This window comes from Streptomyces nojiriensis (genome assembly GCF_017639205.1).
Classification (GTDB): Bacteria; Actinomycetota; Actinomycetes; order Streptomycetales; family Streptomycetaceae; genus Streptomyces; species Streptomyces nojiriensis.
The window spans coordinates 5,253,276-5,272,164 of the sequence record NZ_CP071139.1; the positions used below are offsets into that span (position 1 = coordinate 5,253,276).

Here is an 18,889-nt window from a genome sequence, read left to right on the forward strand (position 1 = left end):
TTCCGTCTGGGAGAATGGCTGAAGCCAGCATTCGAGATAGAAGGACGTGTCGTGGCTCAGAGCAGCACCGAGACCGACTGGGTCTCCCGTTTCGCGGACGAGGTCATCGCCGAGGCGGAGCGCCGAGCACCCGGCAAACCTGTCGTCGTCGCGTCCGGACTCTCCCCCTCCGGCCCCATCCACCTGGGCAACCTCCGCGAGGTCATGACCCCGCACCTGGTCGCGGACGAGATCCGCCGCCGGGGCATCGAGGTCCGCCACCTCATCTCCTGGGACGACTACGACCGGTACCGCAAGGTGCCCGCGGGCGTGCCCGGCATCGACGAGTCGTGGGCCCAGCACATCGGGCGCCCGCTCACCTCCGTGCCCGCCCCGGCCGGGTCCGCGTACCCGAACTGGGCCGAGCACTTCAAGGCCGCCTTCGTCGAGGCCATGGCCGAGATGGGCGTCGAGTACGACCCGATCAGCCAGACCGAGCAGTACACGAACGGCGTCTACCGCGAGCAGGTGCTGTTCGCGATGAAGCACCGCGGCGACATCGACGCGGTCCTCGACCAGTACCGCACCAAGCAGAAGCCGGGCGGCAAGAAGCCCCAGCAGAAGCAGGTCGACGAGGCCGAGCTGGAGGCCGCCGAGGGCTCCGGCGCCGCCGCCGAGGACGACGGCAGCACCGGCGAGGGCGGCTACTTCCCGTACAAGCCGTACTGCGGCCAGTGCGGCAAGGACTTCACCAAGGTCACCTCGTACGACGACGAGACCACCGAGATGACCTACGTCTGCACCGAGGACGAGTTCACCGAGACGGTCAAGCTCAGCGAGTTCAACCGCGGCAAGCTCGTCTGGAAGGTCGACTGGCCGATGCGCTGGGCCTACGAAGGCGTGATCTTCGAGCCCTCCGGCGTCGACCACTCCTCGCCCGGCTCCTCCTTCCAGGTCGGCGGCCAGATCGTGCACATCTTCGGCGGCGAGCAGCCGATCGGACCGATGTACGCGTTCGTCGGCATCAGCGGCATGGCGAAGATGTCCTCCAGCAAGGGCGGGGTCCCGACCCCGGCCGACGCGCTGAAGATCATGGAGCCGCAGCTGCTGCGCTGGCTCTACGCCCGCCGGCGCCCCAACCAGTCCTTCAAGATCGCCTTCGACCAGGAGATCCAGCGGCTCTACGACGAGTGGGACAAGCTGGAGGCCAAGGTCGCCGACGGCTCCGTGCTGCCCGCCGACGCCGCCGCGCACACCCGCGCCGTGCGCACCGCCGCCGCCGAGCTGCCGCGCACCCCGCGCCCGCTCCCGTACCGGACGCTCGCCTCCGTCGCCGACATCACCGCCGGCCACGACGAGCAGACCCTGCGCATCCTGACCGACCTCGACCCGACGCAGCCGCTCACCTCTCTCGACGAGGTACGGCCGCGCCTGGACCGCGCCGAGAACTGGATCACCACCCAGGTCCCGGCCGACCAGCGCACCCTCGTGCGCGAGGACGCCGACACCGAGCTGCTGTCGTCCCTGGACGACGAGGGCCGCGAGTCGCTGCGGCTGCTCCTGGAGGGCCTGGACTCGCACTGGTCCCTCGACGGGCTGACCACCCTCGTCTACGGCGTCCCGAAGGTCATGGCCGGCCTCGAACCCGACGCCAAGCCGACGCCGGAACTCAAGGTCGCGCAGCGCACCTTCTTCGCGCTGCTCTACCGGCTCCTCGTGACCCGGGAGACCGGACCGCGACTGCCCACGCTGCTGCTGGCGGTGGGCGCCGACCGCGTGCGCAAGCTGCTCGCCGTCTGAGCCGTCTGAGCCGTCTGAGCGGGCCGACCGGCCCGCCCGGAACGCGGAAGGGCCCGCACCCCTCGGGGTGCGGGCCCTTCCCGCTGTCCGTGGCCGTCAGGCGATGTGCTCGGCCTCACGGTCCTTGTGGTAGCGCTGCTTGAACGCCGGGATCATCCGGCGCAGCAGCGAACCGCTGCGCGGGTGGGTCACGCCGTAACCGTCCGACAGGTGTATGTCGAGGGCCTCCGCCGACGGGTAGTCCTGCTTCTCGTCGACCAGCGCGCAGAACACCTTGTACGCCGCCTCGGCGAACTCGGCCTCGTCAGGGGTCTCGGGACCCTCGGCCGGGGCCTCCTCCTGGCGCGGAGCCGGGACGGTGAGCTCCTGCTCCTCGTCCGGGCCCATCGGCGGCAGGACCGGGGTCGGCTCCAGGCCCTCCACGTACTGGGGGTTGTAGCCGCCCTCGTACGCCGCCTGCGGCGCCAGCGGCGCGGCGAACCACGCGCTGTTGTGCGCCGCCGGCATGGCCGTCGGGTCCACCGCGAAGGGCGGCGGGGCGGGCTGGACGGCACCGGGAACACCCGCAGCGCCCGCAGCGCCCGCAGCACCGGGCGCGCCGGCCGGGTTCTGCACCGGCTGCATCTGCTGGGCGGCCTGCTGGGCCTGCTGGGCCTGCTGTGCGAGCTCGGGTGCGGCCGCCAGCGCCGGAGCCTGCTGCGCCTGCTGGACCTGCTGCGCCTGCTGCTCGACGGGGGGCAGCACCGCCGGCTCGATACCCGTCGCCGCCAGCGCCTCCGGCGTCGTCTCCGCGAGCGGCACACCGATCTTGGCCAGCTTCAGCGGCATCAGCGCCTCCACCGGAGCCTTCCGCCGCCACGAACGCCCGTACCGGGCCTGCAGCCGGGCCTGGTAGATCAGCCGGTCCTGCTCCATGCCGACCGCCTGCTCGTAGGAGCGCAGCTCCCACAGCTTCATCCGGCGCCACAGCTTGAAGGTCGGCACCGGCGACAGCAGCCACCGCGTGATCCGCACACCCTCCATGTGCCGGTCCGCGGTGATGTCCGCGATCCGGCCCACGGCGTGCCGGGCGGCCTCCACCGTCACCACGAACAGCATCGGGATCACGGCGTGCATCCCGACACCCAGCGGGTCCGGCCACGAGGCCGCACCGTTGAAGGCGATCGTCGCGGCCGTCAGCAGCCACGCCGTCTGGCGCAGCAGGGGGAAGGGGATCCGGAGCCACGTCAGCAGCAGGTCCAGCGCGAGCAGCACACAGATGCCCGCGTCGATGCCTATCGGGAACACCAGCGAGAAGCTGCCGAACCCCTTCTGCAGGGCGAGCGCACGCACCGCGGAATACGAGCCCGCGAACCCGATCCCGGCGATGACCACGGCTCCCGCGACCACCACGCCTATGAGTATCCGGTGCGTACGAGTCAGTTGCATCGCGGCCACCCGCGATCCCCTCCCCTTGTCGAGCACATACCGAGCGCAGCGTGCTGGTACTCGGTACTGGGTACTTACCGAGCCTTTACAGAGCTGCGGCAGGCACAGCGTACGGGTGACTGGATGTCAGTGCCCCAGGAGGCCCCGACCCGCACCCGTCCCTACTGGGGCTGCGGGGACTGCGACTGCTCCGCCGGAGCCTTGTTGGCCGCGCCCACCGAGGTCACCGTCTCCTTGGCCGCGTTGATCGCGTCCTGGAGCAGCTTCCCGTGGTCCGGCGCGCCGGCCCCCTCGTACGCGGCACCGTTGTAGTCGATCCGGATGACCACGTTCTGGGTGCGCGCCACGATCGAGGTGTTGAAGGAGTCGACGTCCTTCTTCACCTTGTAGATCACCGACGACGCCTGGTCGCCGATCCCGGCCACCGCCTCCGTCTTCGGGTCCTGCGCGCCCTCCTCGGTCTTCGCCGTCTCGACCTCCTTGTTGTACTGCTCCTCCGCGCGCTTGTTGGCGTCACCGAGGGTGGCGTGGGAGTCGTAGCGGAAGAAGGAGAGCGAGAGCCAGCGGTACTGCGAGCCCTTCAGGCCGTCCTCGTCCAGACCGTTCCAGGAGCAGCTGGCACGGGTGGCCAGGTCGTTCGACTTGGTAGCCGTCCCGTTCTTGTCCTTCGCCTCCGGGACGAGCGTGTCTATCGTCGCCGTCGCCAGCGCCTTGCAGGGGTCCGGGAGCGTGGCGAACGCCGCCTTCTCCAGAACCTTGGAGGACTTCGGGTTGGGCTTGGCCGACGAGGACGAACCGGACTTCTTCTCGCCGTTCGAGCTCGTGTCCTTGCCCGAGTCGGACGAACACCCGGCGACGGTGAGGATCACCGGGACGGCTGCGCAGGCGAGAACGCGGGTGAGGCGCGAGGCTGATCGGTGCATGGTTCCTTCAGTACGTTTGTCGGTTGTTCTTCGGACGCGGGACCCGGGCAACGGTAGCCCGACCGGGTACCCGCCTGCTGTGCGCGCCATCACGCGAGAGTGCGGCGCGCACCGCTCATTCGCTGAAACGCTCGGCCAGGGCCTGCGCCAACTGCCGTGCCTTGTCCTGGGTTTCGGTGCTCGGCGGGACCGTGCCGGGCAGTGCGGGCTGCACGCTGTACTCGATGGTGACGATGACGTTCGAGGTGCGGAACACAATGCGCACGGTGCGGGACTGTGCGGCGCTGGCCCCGGCGGGGCTGAGCTTGTCCTCCAGGAAGGCGTCGCTGCCCAGGCCCTCCAGGACGCGTGAGCCGAGCTCGACCGGCGCCGACGGGCTCGCGGCCGGGGACGCCGGTGCTCCGGGGGCGGGGCCGCCGGGGGCGGGCGCGCTCTGGGGCGGGGCCGCCGGGTCGGGGGCGGCGGGGGTGGGGGCCGCCGGGGTGGGGCTCGCGGTCGGGCCGGGGAAGGGCAGCTTCGCGTCGGTGAGCCGGCGTACGTAGACCTGCTTGGCCTTGTCGTCGTCGCTGGTGGCGGTCCGGTCGTACGAGACCACGCGCTCGAAGCCGACCGCCAGCAGCCGGGTCTCCTCGGGGCTCTGCCCGGTCCAGCGGCAGCCGACGTGCCGGTCGCCGTCGTACGAGGCGTCCGCGACACCGGCGTACATCTGGTCCCGCTGCTCGGGGGTGAGGCTGTCCCCGGCCGGGAGCATGCCCTTGAGCTTCTTGCTGTCGGCGCCGGCCTTGCAGGGCGCGGGCAGACTGCGGTACTTCCCCGGTTGGGCGGGCGCGGCGGAGCTGCCGCCGGCCTTCGAGTCGCTGGTGCTTCCGCCGCTGCTCCCGCCGGTGCACCCGGTCAGACCGGCCGCCCCGGCGGCGAGCGCGGTGAGCATCGCGATGCCCGGCAGGACTCGCCCCCGTACCGCCTTGCGCTGCACGTCCACTGGCTCCCTTCGACCGGCGGGCCCCCCGACGGTCAGGAAAATGCGTTGCCGCGACTTGGGCGCGGCTGGACACAATGTCTATCGCACACGCTGGTGCTGGCGCCGGTCCCCTGTCGTATTTGGGATCAAGAGCGAGGCTTTTGCGCATTCTGACTTTTCTGTGATTTTCGGGGGATTGGTTCCTTATGTCGTATGTAGAGGTGTCCGGGGAGAAGATCCCGATCCGGATGTGGGCCGACCCGGCGTCGGTCGAGGACAGTGCGATGCAGCAGCTGCGCAACGTCGCCACCCTCCCCTGGATCAAGGGTCTGGCCGTCATGCCGGACGTCCACTACGGCAAGGGAGCCACCGTCGGCTCGGTGATCGCCATGAAGGACGCGGTCTGCCCGGCGGCGGTCGGCGTGGACATCGGCTGCGGAATGTCGGCGGTGAAGACGTCCCTGACGGCGAACGACCTGCCGGGGGACCTGTCGGGGCTGCGGTCGAAGATCGAGCGGGCGATTCCGGTGGGGGCGGGGATGCACCGGGAGGCGCTGGACCCGTCGCGGCTGTACGGGTTCTCGGTGGAGGGGTACGAGGGCCTCTGGAGCCGGTTCGACTACCTCGCTGATTCGGTCAAATTCCGTCATGAACGTGCCATGAAGCAGATTGGAACGCTCGGACAAGGCAACCACTTCATCGAATTTTGTCTCGATCAGTCAGATTCGGTCTGGTTGATGCTGCACTCCGGCTCCCGCGGCATCGGCAACCAGCTCGCGGCGCACCACATCGAGGTGGCCCGGGGGCTCGACCACAACCAGAACCTGGTCGACCGGGACCTGGCGGTCTTCCTCGCGGCCACGCCCGAGATGGCGGCGTACCGCAACGACCTCTTCTGGGCGCAGGAGTACGCGAAGTACAACCGCGCCGCGATGATGAGCCTCTTCAAGGAGGTCGTCCGCAAGGAGTTCCGGAAGGCGAAGGTCTCCTTCGACCGCGAGATCAGCTGCCACCACAACTACGTGGCGGAGGAGCGGTACGACGGCATGGACCTGCTGGTCACGCGTAAGGGCGCGATCCGCGCCGGCAGCGGTGACTACGGGATCATCCCGGGCTCCATGGGCACGGGCTCGTACATCGTGAAGGGGCTCGGCAACGAGAAGTCCTTCAACTCGGCCTCGCACGGCGCGGGCCGGAAGATGAGCCGGACGGCGGCGAAGAAGCGGTTCTCGGCACGTGACCTCGCGGAGCAGACCAAGGGCGTGGAGTGCCGCAAGGACTCGGGCGTCGTGGACGAGATCCCGGGTGCGTACAAGTCCATCGAGCAGGTCATCGACCAGCAGACCGACCTGGTGCAGGTCGTGGCCAAGCTCAAGCAGGTCATCTGCGTCAAGGGCTGAGGCCCGGGCGCGGATGTCGGGGGAATGCGGGAGCCCGGACCGATGGAGATCGGTCCGGGCTCCCGCATGTCGCTATCTATGCCTTGCCGGTGCGCAGGCGCCAGAGGCGCATGGAGCAGCTCTGCTCGGTGCGGTTGAGGGCGACTCCGGCTGCCGCGGGGTCGTCCAGCTGTAGAAGGGTCTCGTCGTCCTTCGGGGTCCAGCGCCGGCGGGGCGGAGCGACCCGCATGTCAGCCGGTCGGAGCCAGCCGCGAATTTCGGCTGCCTTGGCCTTCTTGCGCTCCAGGCCCAGGCAGCCGTCGTAGTACAGGTGTGCGGCCAGCTCCATCGCCGCTTCCTTCGTATAGAGGACGTTGTAGACCCCGTCCCGGGCATTGCGCTTGATGGTTCGCTGTGCGCCGGTGACCTTCCTGGCGAAGTGGCACAGGTATGCGCCCACTGCCGTGCTGGCGGTGGTGAGCGAGAGGAACGGATGGCCCTTGCCCGTGTAGCCGACGGATCCGTCGGCGTCGATGATCCCTCGAAGGTAGTCGCGGCGGGAGAACTCCACGCGGGGCGGCTTGATCGTCCTCGACTTGCGTCCGTAGGGCATTCCAAGCCTGTTGATCGTGCTCCGGGCTTCCAGGGAGCAGAGGCTCCACGTCGCGGAGGGGTGGGTCTCGGCGAAGTTCGTGCTCCTGACGCGCTCGGTGATGGAGCTGAAGTAGGGCGTGAGCTGCTGGAACTCGCGGAGGATGTGGATGTCCCGTGCGTTGATCTCGGCGGTGAGCTTGCCCTTCTGTCCCGCGCCCTGGGCGAGGTGCCCGTCGGCCTGGAGAAAACCGAACATGTAGGCGTAGCGGGGGTCGGTGAGGTCCATGAAGCGCGCGGCGGCGCTAGGGTCCTGTTCAGCCATGGGGAAGGTCCTACTTCCTTGTTGGTGAGGCCCTCGGCCGGGACTGCCATCCCGGTCGGGGGCCGTTCGCGTTGTGGCTGAACTTAGGCACGGATTCCCGGCGGATCCGGCGGATTCCCCGAGGATCGCTCGAACGTGTGACGGAATTTCACATTGCATCGCGCACGTCCGGATGTGGGACGCCAACTTCCGCTTGGGGTAAGGGGGTTGACCGAGGGATTGGTCTGGACCAAAGATTGCCGCATGTGGAGATCCCGCGTGCTAACCGCCGCGCTCGCGTCGTTGTCGCTCGCCCTCGGGGCCGTCGGGTCCGCCCAGGCGAAGGTGGGGCTGCCGCCCGTCGTGTCGCATGTGCCGACCCGGGAGAAGGTCGTCTTCATCACCGTCGACGACGGCTGGAACCACGATCCGGCCGCGGCCCGGATCCTGCTGGAGAAACGGGTGCCCGCCGCGCTCTTCCTGCTGCCCGGGGCGACCTCGTACGACACCGGGTACTTCACCCGGCTCACGGAGGAAGGGCGGGTCACCGTCGAGAACCACACCGTCGATCACCCGGACCTCACGACGCTCGACGCGGCCGGCCGGGACGCCGAGGTGTGCGGGGCCGGGGAGCAGCTCCAGGCGGTCTTCGGGCGGACGCCGAAGCTGCTGCGGCCGCCCTACGGGGCGGTGAACGACGATGTGCGGCTCGCGGCCAAGGCGTGCGGGGTGAAGGCGCTGGTCACCTGGACGCACGACTTCACCACCTGGGGCGAGACGCCGCCCGCGCCGCGGCTGCAGGCCGGGGACATCGTGCTGCTGCACTTCACGCCGACGCTGGCGGCGGACCTGCAGCGGGCCCTGGACGCGGCGAGGGCCGCCGGGCTGAAGCCGGCGGCCCTCATGCCGCACCTGAAGGCGGCGGGGGAAGGGGGTGTCTTGTCGATCAGGGCGGATCAGGGAGCGGGGTCTGGTGCCGTGTATCGCAAGGCGGACGAGGGAGGCGACGCGGAGCGTCGCCGACCGAGGACAACGCGGCGAGGCGCGGCACCAGGGCCCGCGAGCCCGGCCTGATCGGCAAGACACCCCCTAGAGCTCGCGGTGGACCTTGGTGTTCGAGGCCTGGGCGCGGGGGCGGACCACGAGGAGGTCGATGTTGACGTGGCTGGGGCGGGTCACCGCCCAGGTGATGGTGTCGGCCACGTCGTCGGCGGACAGGGGTTCCGCGACGCCCGCGTAGACCTTCTCGGCCTTCTCGGCGTCGCCGCGGAACCGGGTCTTCGCGAACTCCTCGGTCTTGACCATGCCCGGGGCGATCTCGATGACGCGTACGGGCTGGCCGACGATCTCCAGGCGCAGGGTCTCGGCGAGGACGCGGGCGCCGTTCTTGGCGGCGACGTAGCCGGCTCCGCCCTCGTACGTGGAGTGGCCGGCGGTGGAGGAGAGGACCACGACCGTGCCGTCGCCGGAGGCGGTGAGGGCGGGCAGCAGGGCCTGGGTGACGTGGAGCGTGCCGATGACGTTGACCTCGTACATCGTGCGCCAGTCGGCGGGGTCGCCGGTGGCGACGGGCTCGGCTCCGATGGCGCCGCCCGCGTTGTTGACGAGGACGTCACAGCGGTCCAGGGAGGCGGCGAAGGCGTCGACGGCGGTGCGGTCGGTGACGTCGAGGGCGTACGCGGTGGCCTGGTGGCCGGCTGCGGTGAGCTCGGCGGCGAGGGCCTCGATGCGGTCCTTGCGGCGGGCGGTGAGGGCGACGTGGTAGCCGGCTGCGGCGAGCTGCCGGGCGGTGGCCGCGCCGATGCCGCTGCTCGCGCCGGTGACTACGGCGGTTCGGGTGGCGGCCGTGCTCATGTGCGGGCTCCTCGGTCGTTCGTACGGGCGATTACCCGCCAGCATAGGCGTGGGTCGGGGGGCCGCGCGGGGTGCGCGTGATCACGGCTGCCGCCGTACGGGCCGAGGGTGATCGGCCCGGCGCCGATCCGGGCCCGGCCCTTGTGTGCGGGGGCCCTGCCGTGCGCACGGCAGATGGGGGTGGACGCGCCCTCGTCCGTGTGATGGTCCGACCGGTCGGGGTCGCCGGTGGCTAGCCTCCGCGCGAGGAGGTGGTGTCGGTGCGCCGTGGTGCCGTACGAAGTGTGGTGGTGGCGGGTTTGCTGGCGCTCGGCGCGGGTGTCCCCGGGTCGGCCCAGGCGTCGGCCCAGGCGTCGGTGCAGGCACCGGTCCGGGCGCCGGTGCCGGAGTGGGACGGGCCGGAGGCCGATGTGGCCTACCACGGCCGGGTGGCCCTGTCGGGGACGCGGCTGCGGATCTGGCTGGTCCCGGAGAACGACGGGCCCGCCGCGCTGCCGAACGCGACGGTGCGGGTGCGGCTGTCGGCGGAGCTCGCGGACCGGCAGGAGCTGGCGGAGGGCTGCGCGCGGGCGGGTCTGCGCGAGGTGGTGTGCGAGACGGGGCCGCTGCCGCTGCACGGGCGGGGGCGGCACATCGGGCTGCTGCTGGAGCTGCGGGACCGGGAGCCGGAGGTGGCGGTGCGGGTCGACACGTGGTGGAACGGCGGTGCGACGGACCGCAACCGCACCAACAACGAGCACGTGGTGCTCGCGCTGGACACGGGAGACGCCTACGCGTTCTAGGCCGTCGTGTGACCGCCCGCCCGGTGGCTCAGGCCGTGCCGAACTCCACGAGGGCCTCGTCGACGATCCGTTCCAGGCGGGCGTGGTGGGCGCCGCGCCAGTAGACGCGCTCGCACTCGGTGCACTGCGCGAACACGTCGTAGGAGCGGTGCGTGCCGTCTTCCAGGCGGTCGCCGACGCTCTCCTTGTCGGCCTCGTGGAGCGGGCCGTTGCAGGCGGTGCAGCGGGTCCACGGCGCGAGGGCGGGCGCGAACCGGCCGAGTACGTCGCGCAGTTGCTCGTCGGGGTTGTCGCTGTAGATGTACGCGCCGGCGAACAGCTCGCGGCGGCGCAGCAGTCCGCGGTCGCGGGAGAGCAGGACGCGCCGTTCGGCCGCGGAGCGGGTGGCGAGGGCGGGGTCGCCGATGTCCTCGTTCTCGTAGGCGGCGTCGACGCCGAGCAGGCGCAGGCGGCGGGCGAGGGTGCCGAGGTGGACGTCGAGGAGGAAGCGGAGCGGGGCGCCGGGGATCTGCTGGGGCCGCTCGACGCCGTACACCTCGACGTTCTGGCCGTCCTGGGGCACGTAGGAGACGGGTACCTCGTGGCCGTCGACGAGGAGGCGGCCGACCTCGGTGAGCGGGACGCCGGCCGATTCGACGACGTGGCCGAGGCTGGAGGCGCCGTCGGTCGCGGTCGGTACGCGGTCCGCGCGCCGGCTGGGCGGGGCGAAGAGGCGCAGTTCGGGGGCGAGGGTGAGCTGAATGCCGGGTCCGTTCACCCGCTCAGCATGCCATTTCCGGGGTGGTGGCCGCGGCCGAATTATGAGGTCGCGGTGGCCTGGTCGTAGGTGTCGCGGTGGGTGCTGACCTCGTCGAAGTGGTTCTCGGCCCAGAGCTTCACGGAGGACAGGAGGCAGCCGAGGCTGCTGCCGAGATCGGTGAGCCGGTAGTCGACGCGGGCGGGGACGGTGGGGGTGACGGTGCGCGTGACGAGGCCGTCGCGTTCGAGGGAGCGGAGGGTCTGGGTGAGCATCTTCTGGCTGACGCCGGGGATCTTGCGGCCGAGGTCGCTGTAGCGCATGGAGCGGTTCTCGGCCTGGCCGAGGGCGCTGACGATGAGGCCGACCCACTTGTCGCTGATGCGGGCCAGGAGCTGGCTGGTGGGGCACTCCTTGAGGAAGGCGTCGTAGGCGGTACGGGCTTCCTCGCGGCGGGCCGCGGCGGTGCTGGTGGCCATGGGTGCCCCACTTCCGGGTCGGGTACGCACCTTCGAGTGCGTACTTACGAAAAGAGAGTACCTCTCCTTAAGTTAGTGCTCATCAGGAACGCGAGAACACGCGATCGAACGAGCGCATCGGTGAACGGGAGAGATGAAGATGAGCGAGCAGACGATGCTGGCGGCCGTGGTGACCGGGTTCGGCGGCCCGGAGCGGGTCGAACTGGCCGAGGTCCCGGCGCCCCGCCCCGCGGCCGGCCAGCTCCGAATCAAGGTCACCGCAGCCGGGCTCAACCCGGTGGACGGCGCGGTCGTCGCCGGGGTCTTCGGCGGCGCCGGGCAGCGGCTCGGCCTCGGCTGGGACGTGTCCGGGGAGATCGACGAGATCGGCGCCGGGGTGACCGGCCGGCGCATCGGCGACCGGGTCGTGGGCCTGCACTACGGGCAGCTGAAGCCGCTGGGCACGCACGCGCAGTACGCGGTCCTCGACGCCACCGCCGTCGCGTCCGCCCCGGCCACCGTGGACGCGGTGACCGCGGCCGGGCTCCCGCTCGCCGGCCTCACCGCCGCTCGCGCCGTGGACCTGCTGGGGCTCGCCCCCGGCTCCTCGGTGCTGATCACCGGAGCCGCGGGCGTCGTCGGCGGCCTGGCCGTCCAGCTCGCCGTGCGGGCCGGCCTGGTGGTGACGGCCCTGGCGGGCGCCGAGGACGAGGAGCTCGTACGGTCCCTGGGCGCGACCGGGTTCGTCCCGCGCGGCGCGGTGCCGGCCGGGCCCGTGGACGGAGTCCTGGACGCGGCGGTACTGGGCGGGGCCGCGCTGGGCGCCGTGCGTGACGGCGGGGTCTACGTGGGCCTGATCCCGAACCACGCCCCGGCCGCGGAGCGCGGTGTGCGGGTGGTCGAGCAGGAGGTCGCGGCGGACGGGGCGCACCTGGCCCGCCTGGTGGCCCTGGTCGACGAGGGCGCGCTGACCCTGCGGGTCGCGGACACCTTCCCGCTCGGCGAGGCCGCCAAGGCCCACGCCCACCTGGCGACGCCCGGGGTCCGCGGCCGCATCATCCTGACGGTGTGAGGCCGCCTTGCGGACGCCCCACCCGGTAGCGCCAGTCGCAGCTCGGGTGGGGCACGCCGGGCGGGTACTCGAAGTCGACGTCGCCCAGGTAGGTGAAGCCGGCCCGCCGGCACACCGCGTTGGACGCCGGGTGGTCGGTGCCGGGGAAGGCGTGGACGCTGTCGCGGGTGCCGTGGGCGCGGACGTACGCCAGGAGCTCCGTGAGCGCCGCCACGGCCAGCCCGTGTCCCTGGAACTCGGGCAGGATGCCCCAGCCGGACTCGTAGACCGGCTCGCCCTGCCACTCGCGCTCCCAGAAGCCGACGGATCCGACGCTCTCGGTGCGTCCGCCGCCGTCGGCGCCCTCCCCGGCCGGGCTCCACACGACGCGGAACATCCGGCCGGCGGCCGGCTCCCGCGCGCTCAGGGCCTCGTAGCGCCGCTGCCGGTCGACGAGCTTCGCGACCGGCTCCGGGCCGCCCAGGAACCGGGTCATGGCGGGCTCGTTCTTGCGCTCCAGCAGCCAGAAGTCCCCGGCGGACCAGGGCTCCAGTCGTACGTGAGTCTGCATCGGGCCACCCTACGGAGGCGCGCGCGGCCCCTCCACGGGTTTCGGCCTCCGCGGCGTGGCGCGGGTCGTGAACGCGTCGATTTTCAGGGCGTGTTCGGGGTTTTTCCGGACCGTGTGCGTCCGGGTGGTGCGGCTCCGCCGGCGCTTCGCCGCCCCGTCCCGGCGTCCGTGGGGCTGACCTGCGCCGACCCCCATTTCCGAGGCGGGTGGCGGTGGGCCGGAATGGTGGATTCGCGTAGCGGGCACCGATCGGTGAATGATCAATTCCAATCACCAACAGCCCCTCGGGTAAAGAGAATTGACCTTTTGTTTCCGGTGGGCGTGGCCTAGCCTGATGTCAGCCGACCGGGGGGAAGGGCTTCGGCTGCCCTGCCCTCTCACTGCATCAGTCACCACCCGACGAGGGGGAGTCACGAGTGCTCAGTAAGAGGATTTCGGCCGGATTCATCGCGATGGCGGCCGTGGCCGGCGTCATCGCCGCGGCACCGTCCGCAGCGGCCGTGGACCGTACGTGTTACGACGGCAACTTCTGCATCTACAAGGACAGCAACTACAGCACCGACAACTCGATGTACCGGACGAAGTACGAGTCCGCCCGCTGGGACATCGACATGCCGGCCGTCTACGAGAACGACAGCTCCTGGTGGAACCGGCGCGGACAGTCGTCCAAGACCTACGGCGGTCGCTGGATGACGTGGGGCGTGGAGATCTGCCTCGTCCCCGGCGGTTCCGTGAACTACTACTGGGACGCCAACGACGACGGCGCGAGCAACACCCTGAACGACGGCAACAGCTGCTGATCACCGCCTGAAGGCCGGGCCGCCCCCGCGTCGCGGGGCGGCCCGGCCGCACCTTCAAGAGGACACGGACATTGAAGAAGCGCACCCGGTGTATGACGGCGATCGCGGTGACGGTGCTGCTGGGCGCGGCCGCCTCCGCCTGTTCGGAGGAAGCCCCGCGGGACTTGGAGACGGCCCGCAGGGCGCAGACGGCCCTCGACAGTGCCAACGCGGCGCTGGACCAGGAGCGTGACGCGGAGACCAAGCTGATCCGCAAGTGCATGAACGACAAGGGCTTCAAGGTCTTCCCCGCGAGCGGCACCGCCACCAACAGCGGCAAGAAGCGGAGCGAGGACCTCTCCCCGTCGGCCGAGACCGCGCGCACCGTGGGCTACGGGGCGGACCCGCGCCGGTCGGACAACCAGAAGGCCCAGGAGGGCCTGGACGACTTCGACGCGCTGCCCGAGGACGTCAAGCGGGCCCACAGCATGGCCATGGACGGGTACGTCGACAAGCCCGAGGGCGGCGTGGAGTTCGACTTCGGCGGCGGCAAGGTCATGGTGCCGTCGAAAGGCTGCCGCGGTGAAACGCTCAAGGCCGTGTACGGGGACGTGAAGGAATACCTCCGTCTCAACTGGACGGTCTACAACAGCGTCAAGCAGAACAGCGCGCATATCCTCGCCGATGACGACGGATATCAGAAGGCGCTCTCCGAGTGGGCCTCCTGCATGAAGTCCGGCGGATATCCGGAAATTCCGACTCCGGAGAAGGCCAGGGAATCGGCGCTCTCGCATTACGCGAATATTCCCGACGGTGACACCGCGGCGCTCGACAACGCCCAGCGCGCCGAGATCAAGCAGGCCACGACCGATGCCGAGTGCGGCACGAAGGCCGGTCTCAACACGAAGGCGCGGGAGGCCAAGAGCAAGGCCTCGGCCGCTTCGCTGGTGAAGCACGAAGCGGAGATCACGGCGTGGCTGGAACTCATCACGAAGGCCAAGGGCAAGGCCCAGGATCTACTGCGAGAGACGTCCTAATACTGTCATGAGCCTCGAACACCCCGATGAGACACAGGTGGAGACACAGGTGGACCAGCCGTCCGGCGGGCGGGCGGCGGGTGCGCGGCGGAGGTCCAGGCGGGGCCTGGTCGTCGCCGCCGTCGCCGTCGTGCTCTTCGGCAGCTCCGGTTCCGTCTGGTGGATCGCCTCCCAGGCCAGGACCCCCGAGCAGCGTGCCTCGAACGCAGCCGCGCCCCCGCCCTCCCAGATCACGGGGAAGGTCTCCGACCAGCAGCTCGTCGAGCGGATGGAACTCACCGGGAAGGTCGAGACGGCCTCCCGCACCACCATCACCGGCGTCCAGCCGCAGGGCACCAGCCGCGCGGTCGTGACGGCCCTGCCCGCGGCCGCGGGCAAGAGCCTCAAAGCCGGGGCGGTCGTCGCGGAGGTGTCGGGCCGGCCGGTCCTGCTGCTCCCGGGGCGCTTCCCCGCGTACCGGGACCTGAAGGCGGGGGACAAGGGACCGGACGTGCAGCAACTGCAGCGCGCGCTGCAGCCGTTGTACGGGACGGCGGTGAACGGCACGTACGGCCCGGCCACCGTGGAGGCGGTGCGCAAGCTGTACGCGGCGGCCGGGTACGAGGCGCCCGCAGGGCAGGGGCAGAGCACCACCGGCGGTGGCGGTTCCACCTCCGGCACGGCCCGTGGAGGCGGGGCGTCCCCGGGAGGCGGCACGGCTCCCCGGGGCGGCGCGGAGACCGACGGCGGCACCGGCGCGGCCCCCGGCACGAACGGCACGGGCGGTACGAACGGCACGGGTGGTGCGAGCGCGCCGCCCGCCCGCGGTGCGGACACGCCGCCCGCCGCCGGGCCGGCCAAGCCCGGCGAGGTGCTGCCGGCCGCGGAGGTCGCGTACGTCAGCGCCCTGCCCGCCACGGTGGTGCAGGTCGCCGCAGCGATCGGCGACGCGGCCGACAAGCCGCTGGTCGTCCTCGGCAGCGGCGGCCGCCAGGTGCGGGCCGCCCTGAGCGCGGACCAGCGCACGCGGCTGCGCGATCTGCCGGCCGACGCGGTCATCCGCTTCGGCACCGGCCCGTACGAGGGCCGGGAGGGCACCCTGGGCTCCCTCAACAGCCCCTCGGACGGCAAGAGCGGCGACCAGCAGGGCAAGAGCGGGGGACAGGACGGCGCGGCCACGGCCGGAACGGCGGGAGCGGGCGCGGGAGCCGGTGGCGGCAACGGCACCGGCAACGGCTCGGGTACCGCGGGCGGCCAGCACGAGGCCCTGTTCGTGCCCACCGGCGCGGAGGCCAAGGAGGGCTCGGCCCAGCAGATCAGCGTCGAACTGAGGCGCAGCCCCAAGGGCGCGCTGACCGTTCCGGTGTCGGCGGTCTGGACCGACCTCGGCGGCTCGTCCACGGTGACCGTCACCGAGGGCGGCAAGGAGCGGAACATCCCGGTCGAGGTGCTGTTCACGCATGAGGGCCTCAGCGCGGTCCACGCGCTCGACGAGAACCTCGCCGTCGGCCAGACGGTCGTCCTCGTCCGCCGCGGAGGCCCGGCGGGCGGTGACCCGGGCGGTGACCCGGGCAGCGGCTCGGGCGGCTCCGGCGGCTCCGGCGGTACCTCGGGCGGTACCGGTGACTGAGGACGCCCCGCCCCCCGTCATCGAGATGACCGGCATCGCGAAGACGTATCCGGGACCGCCGCCCGTGCACGCGCTGGCCGACGTCACGCTCGACATCCGGCCCGGCCGGCTCGCGGCCATCGTCGGCCCCTCGGGCTCCGGGAAGTCCACGCTGCTGAGCGTGCTCGGACTGCTCGACGTCCCGACCCGCGGCCGGTACCTGCTGCAGGGCAACGACACCACCGCCCTGTCCGAACGGGCCCGCACCGCCCTGCGGGCCTCGACGCTCGGCTTCGTCTTCCAGGCGTTCCACCTGGTCCCGCACCTGACCTGCGTGCAGAACGTGGCGCTGCCGCTGGTGCACCTGGGCGTGCCGCGCGCCGAGCGGCGGCCGCAGGCCGTGCGGGCACTGGAGTCCGTGGGCCTCGGGCACCGGCTCGACGTCAAGCCCACCACCCTCTCCGGCGGGGAACGCCAGCGGGTCGCGGTCGCGCGGGCCATCGTCCACCGGCCCGCGGTCGTCCTGTGCGACGAGCCGACCGGCAACCTGGACACCGCCAACTCGGCCCGCGTGATGGACCTGCTGACCGGCCTGGTCGCGCAGGACCGGGCCGTGGTCGTGGTCACGCACGAACCCGATGTCGCGGCCAGGGCCGACCGCGTCTTCAAGGTGGTGGACGGCCGTGTGGCGTAGGCGTACGAAGGGCCGGCCGCCCGGGCACCCCCGGACGTCGGCGGCGGATCTGCTCGTCCAGGCGTTCCTCGCGCTGTTCGGCCGCCGGTTCCGCACGCTGCTCACCATGGTGGGGATCTCCGTGGGGCTGGCCGCCGCCCTCGCCACGCTCGGCATCACGGCCAGCGCGGCCGGTGCCGTCTCCGACCAGTTCGACGCGCTCAAGGCGACGCGGGTGACGGTCAAGTACCCGTCGGAGGCCGTCGCCGGGGTCCGGCCGCGGCCCGACGGCGCCGACACCCAGCGGGTGCGCGACCTGAACGGCGTCCGCAGCGCCGGTCTGGTCAGCAGGGCCGGCGAGCAGCCGGCCGTCTCGCGGCTGCCCGGCGGCAAGGGCAACGACCTGCCGGAGGGCACGGTCATGGCCGCGCAGCCCGAAGCGCTGCTCGCGATGTCGGCCGAGCTCACCCAGGGCCGCTGGTTCGACACGGGGCACGACGCCCGGCGCGAGCGGGTGGCGCTGATCGACACGGCCGCCGCCTCCCGGCTGACCGTCGACGGCGGGGCCGGCAACTCGGTGATCCACGTCAACGGGGTCGCCTTCAGCGTGCTCGGCGTCTTCCGGGCTCCCACCGGTGACACGAACCTCACCGGTTCGGTGGTCATCCCCTACTGGGCCGCCCTGCAGGACCCGGCGGGACTGGGCTTCGCCCCCGCGGAAATGATCATCCGTACGGATCTGGGCGCCGCCGACCAGGTCGGCGAAGAGGCCCCCTTCGCCCTGGCCCCGGGCGCCCCGGACAAGCTCGTCGCGCTGGTGCCGCCGGACCCCCGGTCCCTGCGCCACGGTGTCGAGTCGCAGACCCGGGCCCTGTTCCTGGGCCTGGCCGCCGTCTCCCTCGGCGTGGGCGCGCTCGGCGTCAGCAACACCGCCTACGTGTCCGTGCTGGAGCGGCGCTCCGAGATCGGCCTGCGCCGGGCCCTGGGCGCCTCGCGGCGGGCGGTCGCCGGACAGTTCTGCGTCGAGAGCGGCCTGGTCGGGCTGGCCGGCGGCGTGGTGGGCACGGTGCTCGGCATCCAGATCACCGCGGTGACCTGCCTGGCCAAGAACTGGCTGGTGGTCCTCGACCCCGCCCTCACCACCGCGGGCCCGCTGGTCGGCCTGGTGGTGGGCCTGGCCGCAGGCCTCTACCCGGCCCTGGCGGCCGCCCGCATCCTCCCCGCCGAAACCCTGCGCGCGGGTGTCTGAGGGATGCCCGCGCGCCGGACGCCTTCGGCGGTCAGGGCCAGACCAGGCAGTACGGCTGGTGGCCGGCCTCGTGGAGGCGGTGGCTGAAATCCTGCCACTCGTGCAGCAGCTGGTAGACGTTGAAGGCGTCGCTCGGGCCGCCGCGGTCCGGGACCGTGGACCAGATGAAGGCCGCCGCGCCCACCGATTCCTCGCCGATCCCGCGCAGCGGGTCGACCACGGTCATCGGGAGCTTGACCACCGCGTAGTCGGGGTGGAGGACGACCAGCTCCAGCGGGGGCACCTTGTGGAGAGGTATGCCTTCGATGCCGGTCAGGACCATCGCGGCCACCGTCTCCGGCTTGATCTTGGTGAAGAGGCCGCCCATGCCGAGCTCGTCGCCGCCGAGCTCTTCCGGGCGCATCGTGACCGGGACCCGGGCCGCCGTGGCGCCGTCGGGGGCGCCGAAGTACTTGTACGTCACTCCCATGCCGCGGCCCTTGGGCAGGTCCTCGGGCGGGGTCGCCGGCCCGGGGACGGCGTCGGCCGCCTCCATGCCGTGGCGGCGGTGCTTGCCCCGTCGGCGGGCCTCGCGGGCTTCGCGGGCGCGCTGCGGATCGAGGCCGTCCGTACCCTCGCCCGGTCCACCACCGCGTTGCATATCTCCACCCGACTGGTCTTGCTCGCCCCGGCCCCGCGGCCCCCGCCACGCAGCCTGATCATCATGGCAGTGACCTCCCCCGCGGCGACGCGGTGAAACGCCCGTC

19 protein-coding genes are annotated in these 18,889 nt (G+C 71.7%); 10 read left to right on the forward strand and 9 right to left on the reverse strand.

Features of this window, described 5'->3' with window-relative positions:
- The first annotated feature begins 51 nt into the window (after nucleotides 1-51).
- On the forward strand, nucleotides 52-1,779 hold the full coding sequence (gene lysS, locus JYK04_RS24535; protein WP_189733589.1) for a lysine--tRNA ligase: 1,728 nt from the start codon (nucleotides 52-54) through the stop codon (nucleotides 1,777-1,779).
- 96 nt (nucleotides 1,780-1,875) lie between these two features.
- Here lysS and JYK04_RS24540 read toward each other — a convergent pair whose 3' ends face one another.
- The 3 genes from JYK04_RS24540 to JYK04_RS24550 form a co-directional block, all read right to left on the reverse strand.
- The gene (locus JYK04_RS24540) at nucleotides 1,876-3,207 is read right to left on the reverse strand and encodes a DUF2637 domain-containing protein (RefSeq protein ID WP_189733587.1); all 1,332 of its coding nucleotides are present in this window, start codon (nucleotides 3,205-3,207) and stop codon (nucleotides 1,876-1,878) included.
- 161 nt (nucleotides 3,208-3,368) lie between these two features.
- Nucleotides 3,369-4,130, reverse strand: a complete 762-nt coding sequence (locus JYK04_RS24545; protein WP_189733585.1) for a DUF3558 family protein — start codon at nucleotides 4,128-4,130, stop codon at nucleotides 3,369-3,371.
- A 115-nt stretch (nucleotides 4,131-4,245) separates the two neighbouring features.
- Nucleotides 4,246-5,106, reverse strand: coding sequence for a DUF3558 domain-containing protein (locus tag JYK04_RS24550; protein WP_229875000.1), 861 nt, complete (start codon nucleotides 5,104-5,106; stop codon nucleotides 4,246-4,248).
- A 191-nt stretch (nucleotides 5,107-5,297) separates the two neighbouring features.
- Here JYK04_RS24550 and JYK04_RS24555 point away from each other — a divergent pair, with 191 nt between their 5' ends.
- Entirely contained in the window at nucleotides 5,298-6,491 is a 1,194-nt protein-coding gene (locus JYK04_RS24555) for an RtcB family protein (protein ID WP_189733583.1), read from the forward strand.
- A 76-nt stretch (nucleotides 6,492-6,567) separates the two neighbouring features.
- Here the strand turns inward: JYK04_RS24555 and JYK04_RS24560 are convergent, their stop codons facing one another.
- Nucleotides 6,568-7,386, reverse strand: a complete 819-nt coding sequence (locus JYK04_RS24560; RefSeq protein WP_189733581.1) for an LAGLIDADG family homing endonuclease — start codon at nucleotides 7,384-7,386, stop codon at nucleotides 6,568-6,570.
- A gap of 243 nt (nucleotides 7,387-7,629) precedes the next feature.
- Between JYK04_RS24560 and JYK04_RS24565 the strand changes: the two genes are divergently transcribed.
- Nucleotides 7,630-8,439 (forward strand): polysaccharide deacetylase family protein, encoded by an 810-nt coding sequence (locus JYK04_RS24565; protein ID WP_229874999.1) that lies wholly within the window; start codon nucleotides 7,630-7,632, stop codon nucleotides 8,437-8,439.
- A 15-nt stretch (nucleotides 8,440-8,454) separates the two neighbouring features.
- Here JYK04_RS24565 and JYK04_RS24570 read toward each other — a convergent pair whose 3' ends face one another.
- Nucleotides 8,455-9,219: an SDR family NAD(P)-dependent oxidoreductase gene (locus tag JYK04_RS24570; RefSeq protein WP_189733578.1), complete on the reverse strand. Its 765-nt coding sequence runs from the start codon at nucleotides 9,217-9,219 to the stop codon at nucleotides 8,455-8,457.
- 290 nt (nucleotides 9,220-9,509) lie between these two features.
- On the opposite strand from JYK04_RS24570, the gene JYK04_RS24575 reads away from it, so the two are divergent.
- Nucleotides 9,510-10,001, forward strand: a complete 492-nt coding sequence (locus JYK04_RS24575) for a hypothetical protein (protein ID WP_229874998.1) — start codon at nucleotides 9,510-9,512, stop codon at nucleotides 9,999-10,001.
- A 28-nt stretch (nucleotides 10,002-10,029) separates the two neighbouring features.
- Here JYK04_RS24575 and JYK04_RS24580 read toward each other — a convergent pair whose 3' ends face one another.
- Both JYK04_RS24580 and JYK04_RS24585 read right to left on the reverse strand, forming a co-directional pair.
- Entirely contained in the window at nucleotides 10,030-10,758 is a 729-nt protein-coding gene (locus JYK04_RS24580; RefSeq protein ID WP_189733574.1) for a Mut7-C RNAse domain-containing protein, read from the reverse strand.
- Between the two features lie 41 nt (nucleotides 10,759-10,799).
- A complete protein-coding gene (locus JYK04_RS24585) occupies nucleotides 10,800-11,216 on the reverse strand; it encodes a winged helix-turn-helix transcriptional regulator (RefSeq protein WP_189733572.1) in 417 nt (138 codons plus the stop codon).
- A gap of 154 nt (nucleotides 11,217-11,370) precedes the next feature.
- On the opposite strand from JYK04_RS24585, the gene JYK04_RS24590 reads away from it, so the two are divergent.
- Complete coding sequence (locus JYK04_RS24590; RefSeq protein WP_189733793.1) at nucleotides 11,371-12,267, forward strand: NADP-dependent oxidoreductase; 897 nt, start codon at nucleotides 11,371-11,373, stop codon at nucleotides 12,265-12,267.
- Here JYK04_RS24590 and JYK04_RS24595 read toward each other — a convergent pair.
- A complete protein-coding gene (locus JYK04_RS24595) occupies nucleotides 12,251-12,817 on the reverse strand; it encodes a GNAT family N-acetyltransferase (RefSeq protein ID WP_189733570.1) in 567 nt (188 codons plus the stop codon). The genes JYK04_RS24590 and JYK04_RS24595 overlap by 17 nt on opposite strands.
- Nucleotides 12,818-13,233: 416 nt before the next feature.
- Between JYK04_RS24595 and JYK04_RS24600 the strand changes: the two genes are divergently transcribed.
- From JYK04_RS24600 to JYK04_RS24615, 5 genes are all read left to right on the forward strand, one after another.
- Complete coding sequence (locus JYK04_RS24600) at nucleotides 13,234-13,617, forward strand: peptidase inhibitor family I36 protein (RefSeq protein WP_189733567.1); 384 nt, start codon at nucleotides 13,234-13,236, stop codon at nucleotides 13,615-13,617.
- 92 nt (nucleotides 13,618-13,709) lie between these two features.
- Nucleotides 13,710-14,633: a hypothetical protein gene (locus JYK04_RS24605; RefSeq protein WP_189733565.1), complete on the forward strand. Its 924-nt coding sequence runs from the start codon at nucleotides 13,710-13,712 to the stop codon at nucleotides 14,631-14,633.
- Between the two features lie 7 nt (nucleotides 14,634-14,640).
- On the forward strand, nucleotides 14,641-16,242 hold the full coding sequence (locus JYK04_RS41395; RefSeq protein ID WP_229874997.1) for a peptidoglycan-binding domain-containing protein: 1,602 nt from the start codon (nucleotides 14,641-14,643) through the stop codon (nucleotides 16,240-16,242).
- On the forward strand, nucleotides 16,235-16,915 hold the full coding sequence (locus JYK04_RS24610; protein ID WP_229874996.1) for an ABC transporter ATP-binding protein: 681 nt from the start codon (nucleotides 16,235-16,237) through the stop codon (nucleotides 16,913-16,915). Before JYK04_RS41395 ends, JYK04_RS24610 begins: the two co-directional genes overlap by 8 nt.
- Nucleotides 16,905-18,143 (forward strand): ABC transporter permease, encoded by a 1,239-nt coding sequence (locus tag JYK04_RS24615; RefSeq protein WP_189733562.1) that lies wholly within the window; start codon nucleotides 16,905-16,907, stop codon nucleotides 18,141-18,143. Before JYK04_RS24610 ends, JYK04_RS24615 begins: the two co-directional genes overlap by 11 nt.
- A 31-nt stretch (nucleotides 18,144-18,174) precedes the next feature.
- Here the strand turns inward: JYK04_RS24615 and JYK04_RS24620 are convergent, their stop codons facing one another.
- Entirely contained in the window at nucleotides 18,175-18,783 is a 609-nt protein-coding gene (locus JYK04_RS24620) for a hypothetical protein (RefSeq protein ID WP_189733560.1), read from the reverse strand.
- Nucleotides 18,784-18,889 lie beyond the last annotated feature (106 nt).

What these genes read in the sequence shown, in the direction of transcription:
- JYK04_RS24540 (WP_189733587.1), bottom strand. Translation starts at nt 3,207, where the DNA reads ATGCAACTGACTCGTACGCACCGGATACTCATAGGCGTGGTGGTCGCG.
- JYK04_RS24565 (WP_229874999.1), top strand. Translation starts at nt 7,630, where the DNA reads ATGTGGAGATCCCGCGTGCTAACCGCCGCGCTCGCGTCGTTGTCGCTC.
- JYK04_RS41395 (WP_229874997.1), top strand. Translation starts at nt 14,641, where the DNA reads ATGAGCCTCGAACACCCCGATGAGACACAGGTGGAGACACAGGTGGAC.
- JYK04_RS24570 (WP_189733578.1), bottom strand. Translation starts at nt 9,219, where the DNA reads ATGAGCACGGCCGCCACCCGAACCGCCGTAGTCACCGGCGCGAGCAGC.
- JYK04_RS24595 (WP_189733570.1), bottom strand. Translation starts at nt 12,817, where the DNA reads ATGCAGACTCACGTACGACTGGAGCCCTGGTCCGCCGGGGACTTCTGG.
- JYK04_RS24585 (WP_189733572.1), bottom strand. Translation starts at nt 11,216, where the DNA reads ATGGCCACCAGCACCGCCGCGGCCCGCCGCGAGGAAGCCCGTACCGCC.
- JYK04_RS24605 (WP_189733565.1), top strand. Translation starts at nt 13,710, where the DNA reads ATGACGGCGATCGCGGTGACGGTGCTGCTGGGCGCGGCCGCCTCCGCC.
- JYK04_RS24545 (WP_189733585.1), bottom strand. Translation starts at nt 4,130, where the DNA reads ATGCACCGATCAGCCTCGCGCCTCACCCGCGTTCTCGCCTGCGCAGCC.
- JYK04_RS24555 (WP_189733583.1), top strand. Translation starts at nt 5,298, where the DNA reads ATGTCGTATGTAGAGGTGTCCGGGGAGAAGATCCCGATCCGGATGTGG.
- JYK04_RS24620 (WP_189733560.1), bottom strand. Translation starts at nt 18,783, where the DNA reads ATGCAACGCGGTGGTGGACCGGGCGAGGGTACGGACGGCCTCGATCCG.
- JYK04_RS24560 (WP_189733581.1), bottom strand. Translation starts at nt 7,386, where the DNA reads ATGGCTGAACAGGACCCTAGCGCCGCCGCGCGCTTCATGGACCTCACC.
- JYK04_RS24590 (WP_189733793.1), top strand. Translation starts at nt 11,371, where the DNA reads ATGCTGGCGGCCGTGGTGACCGGGTTCGGCGGCCCGGAGCGGGTCGAA.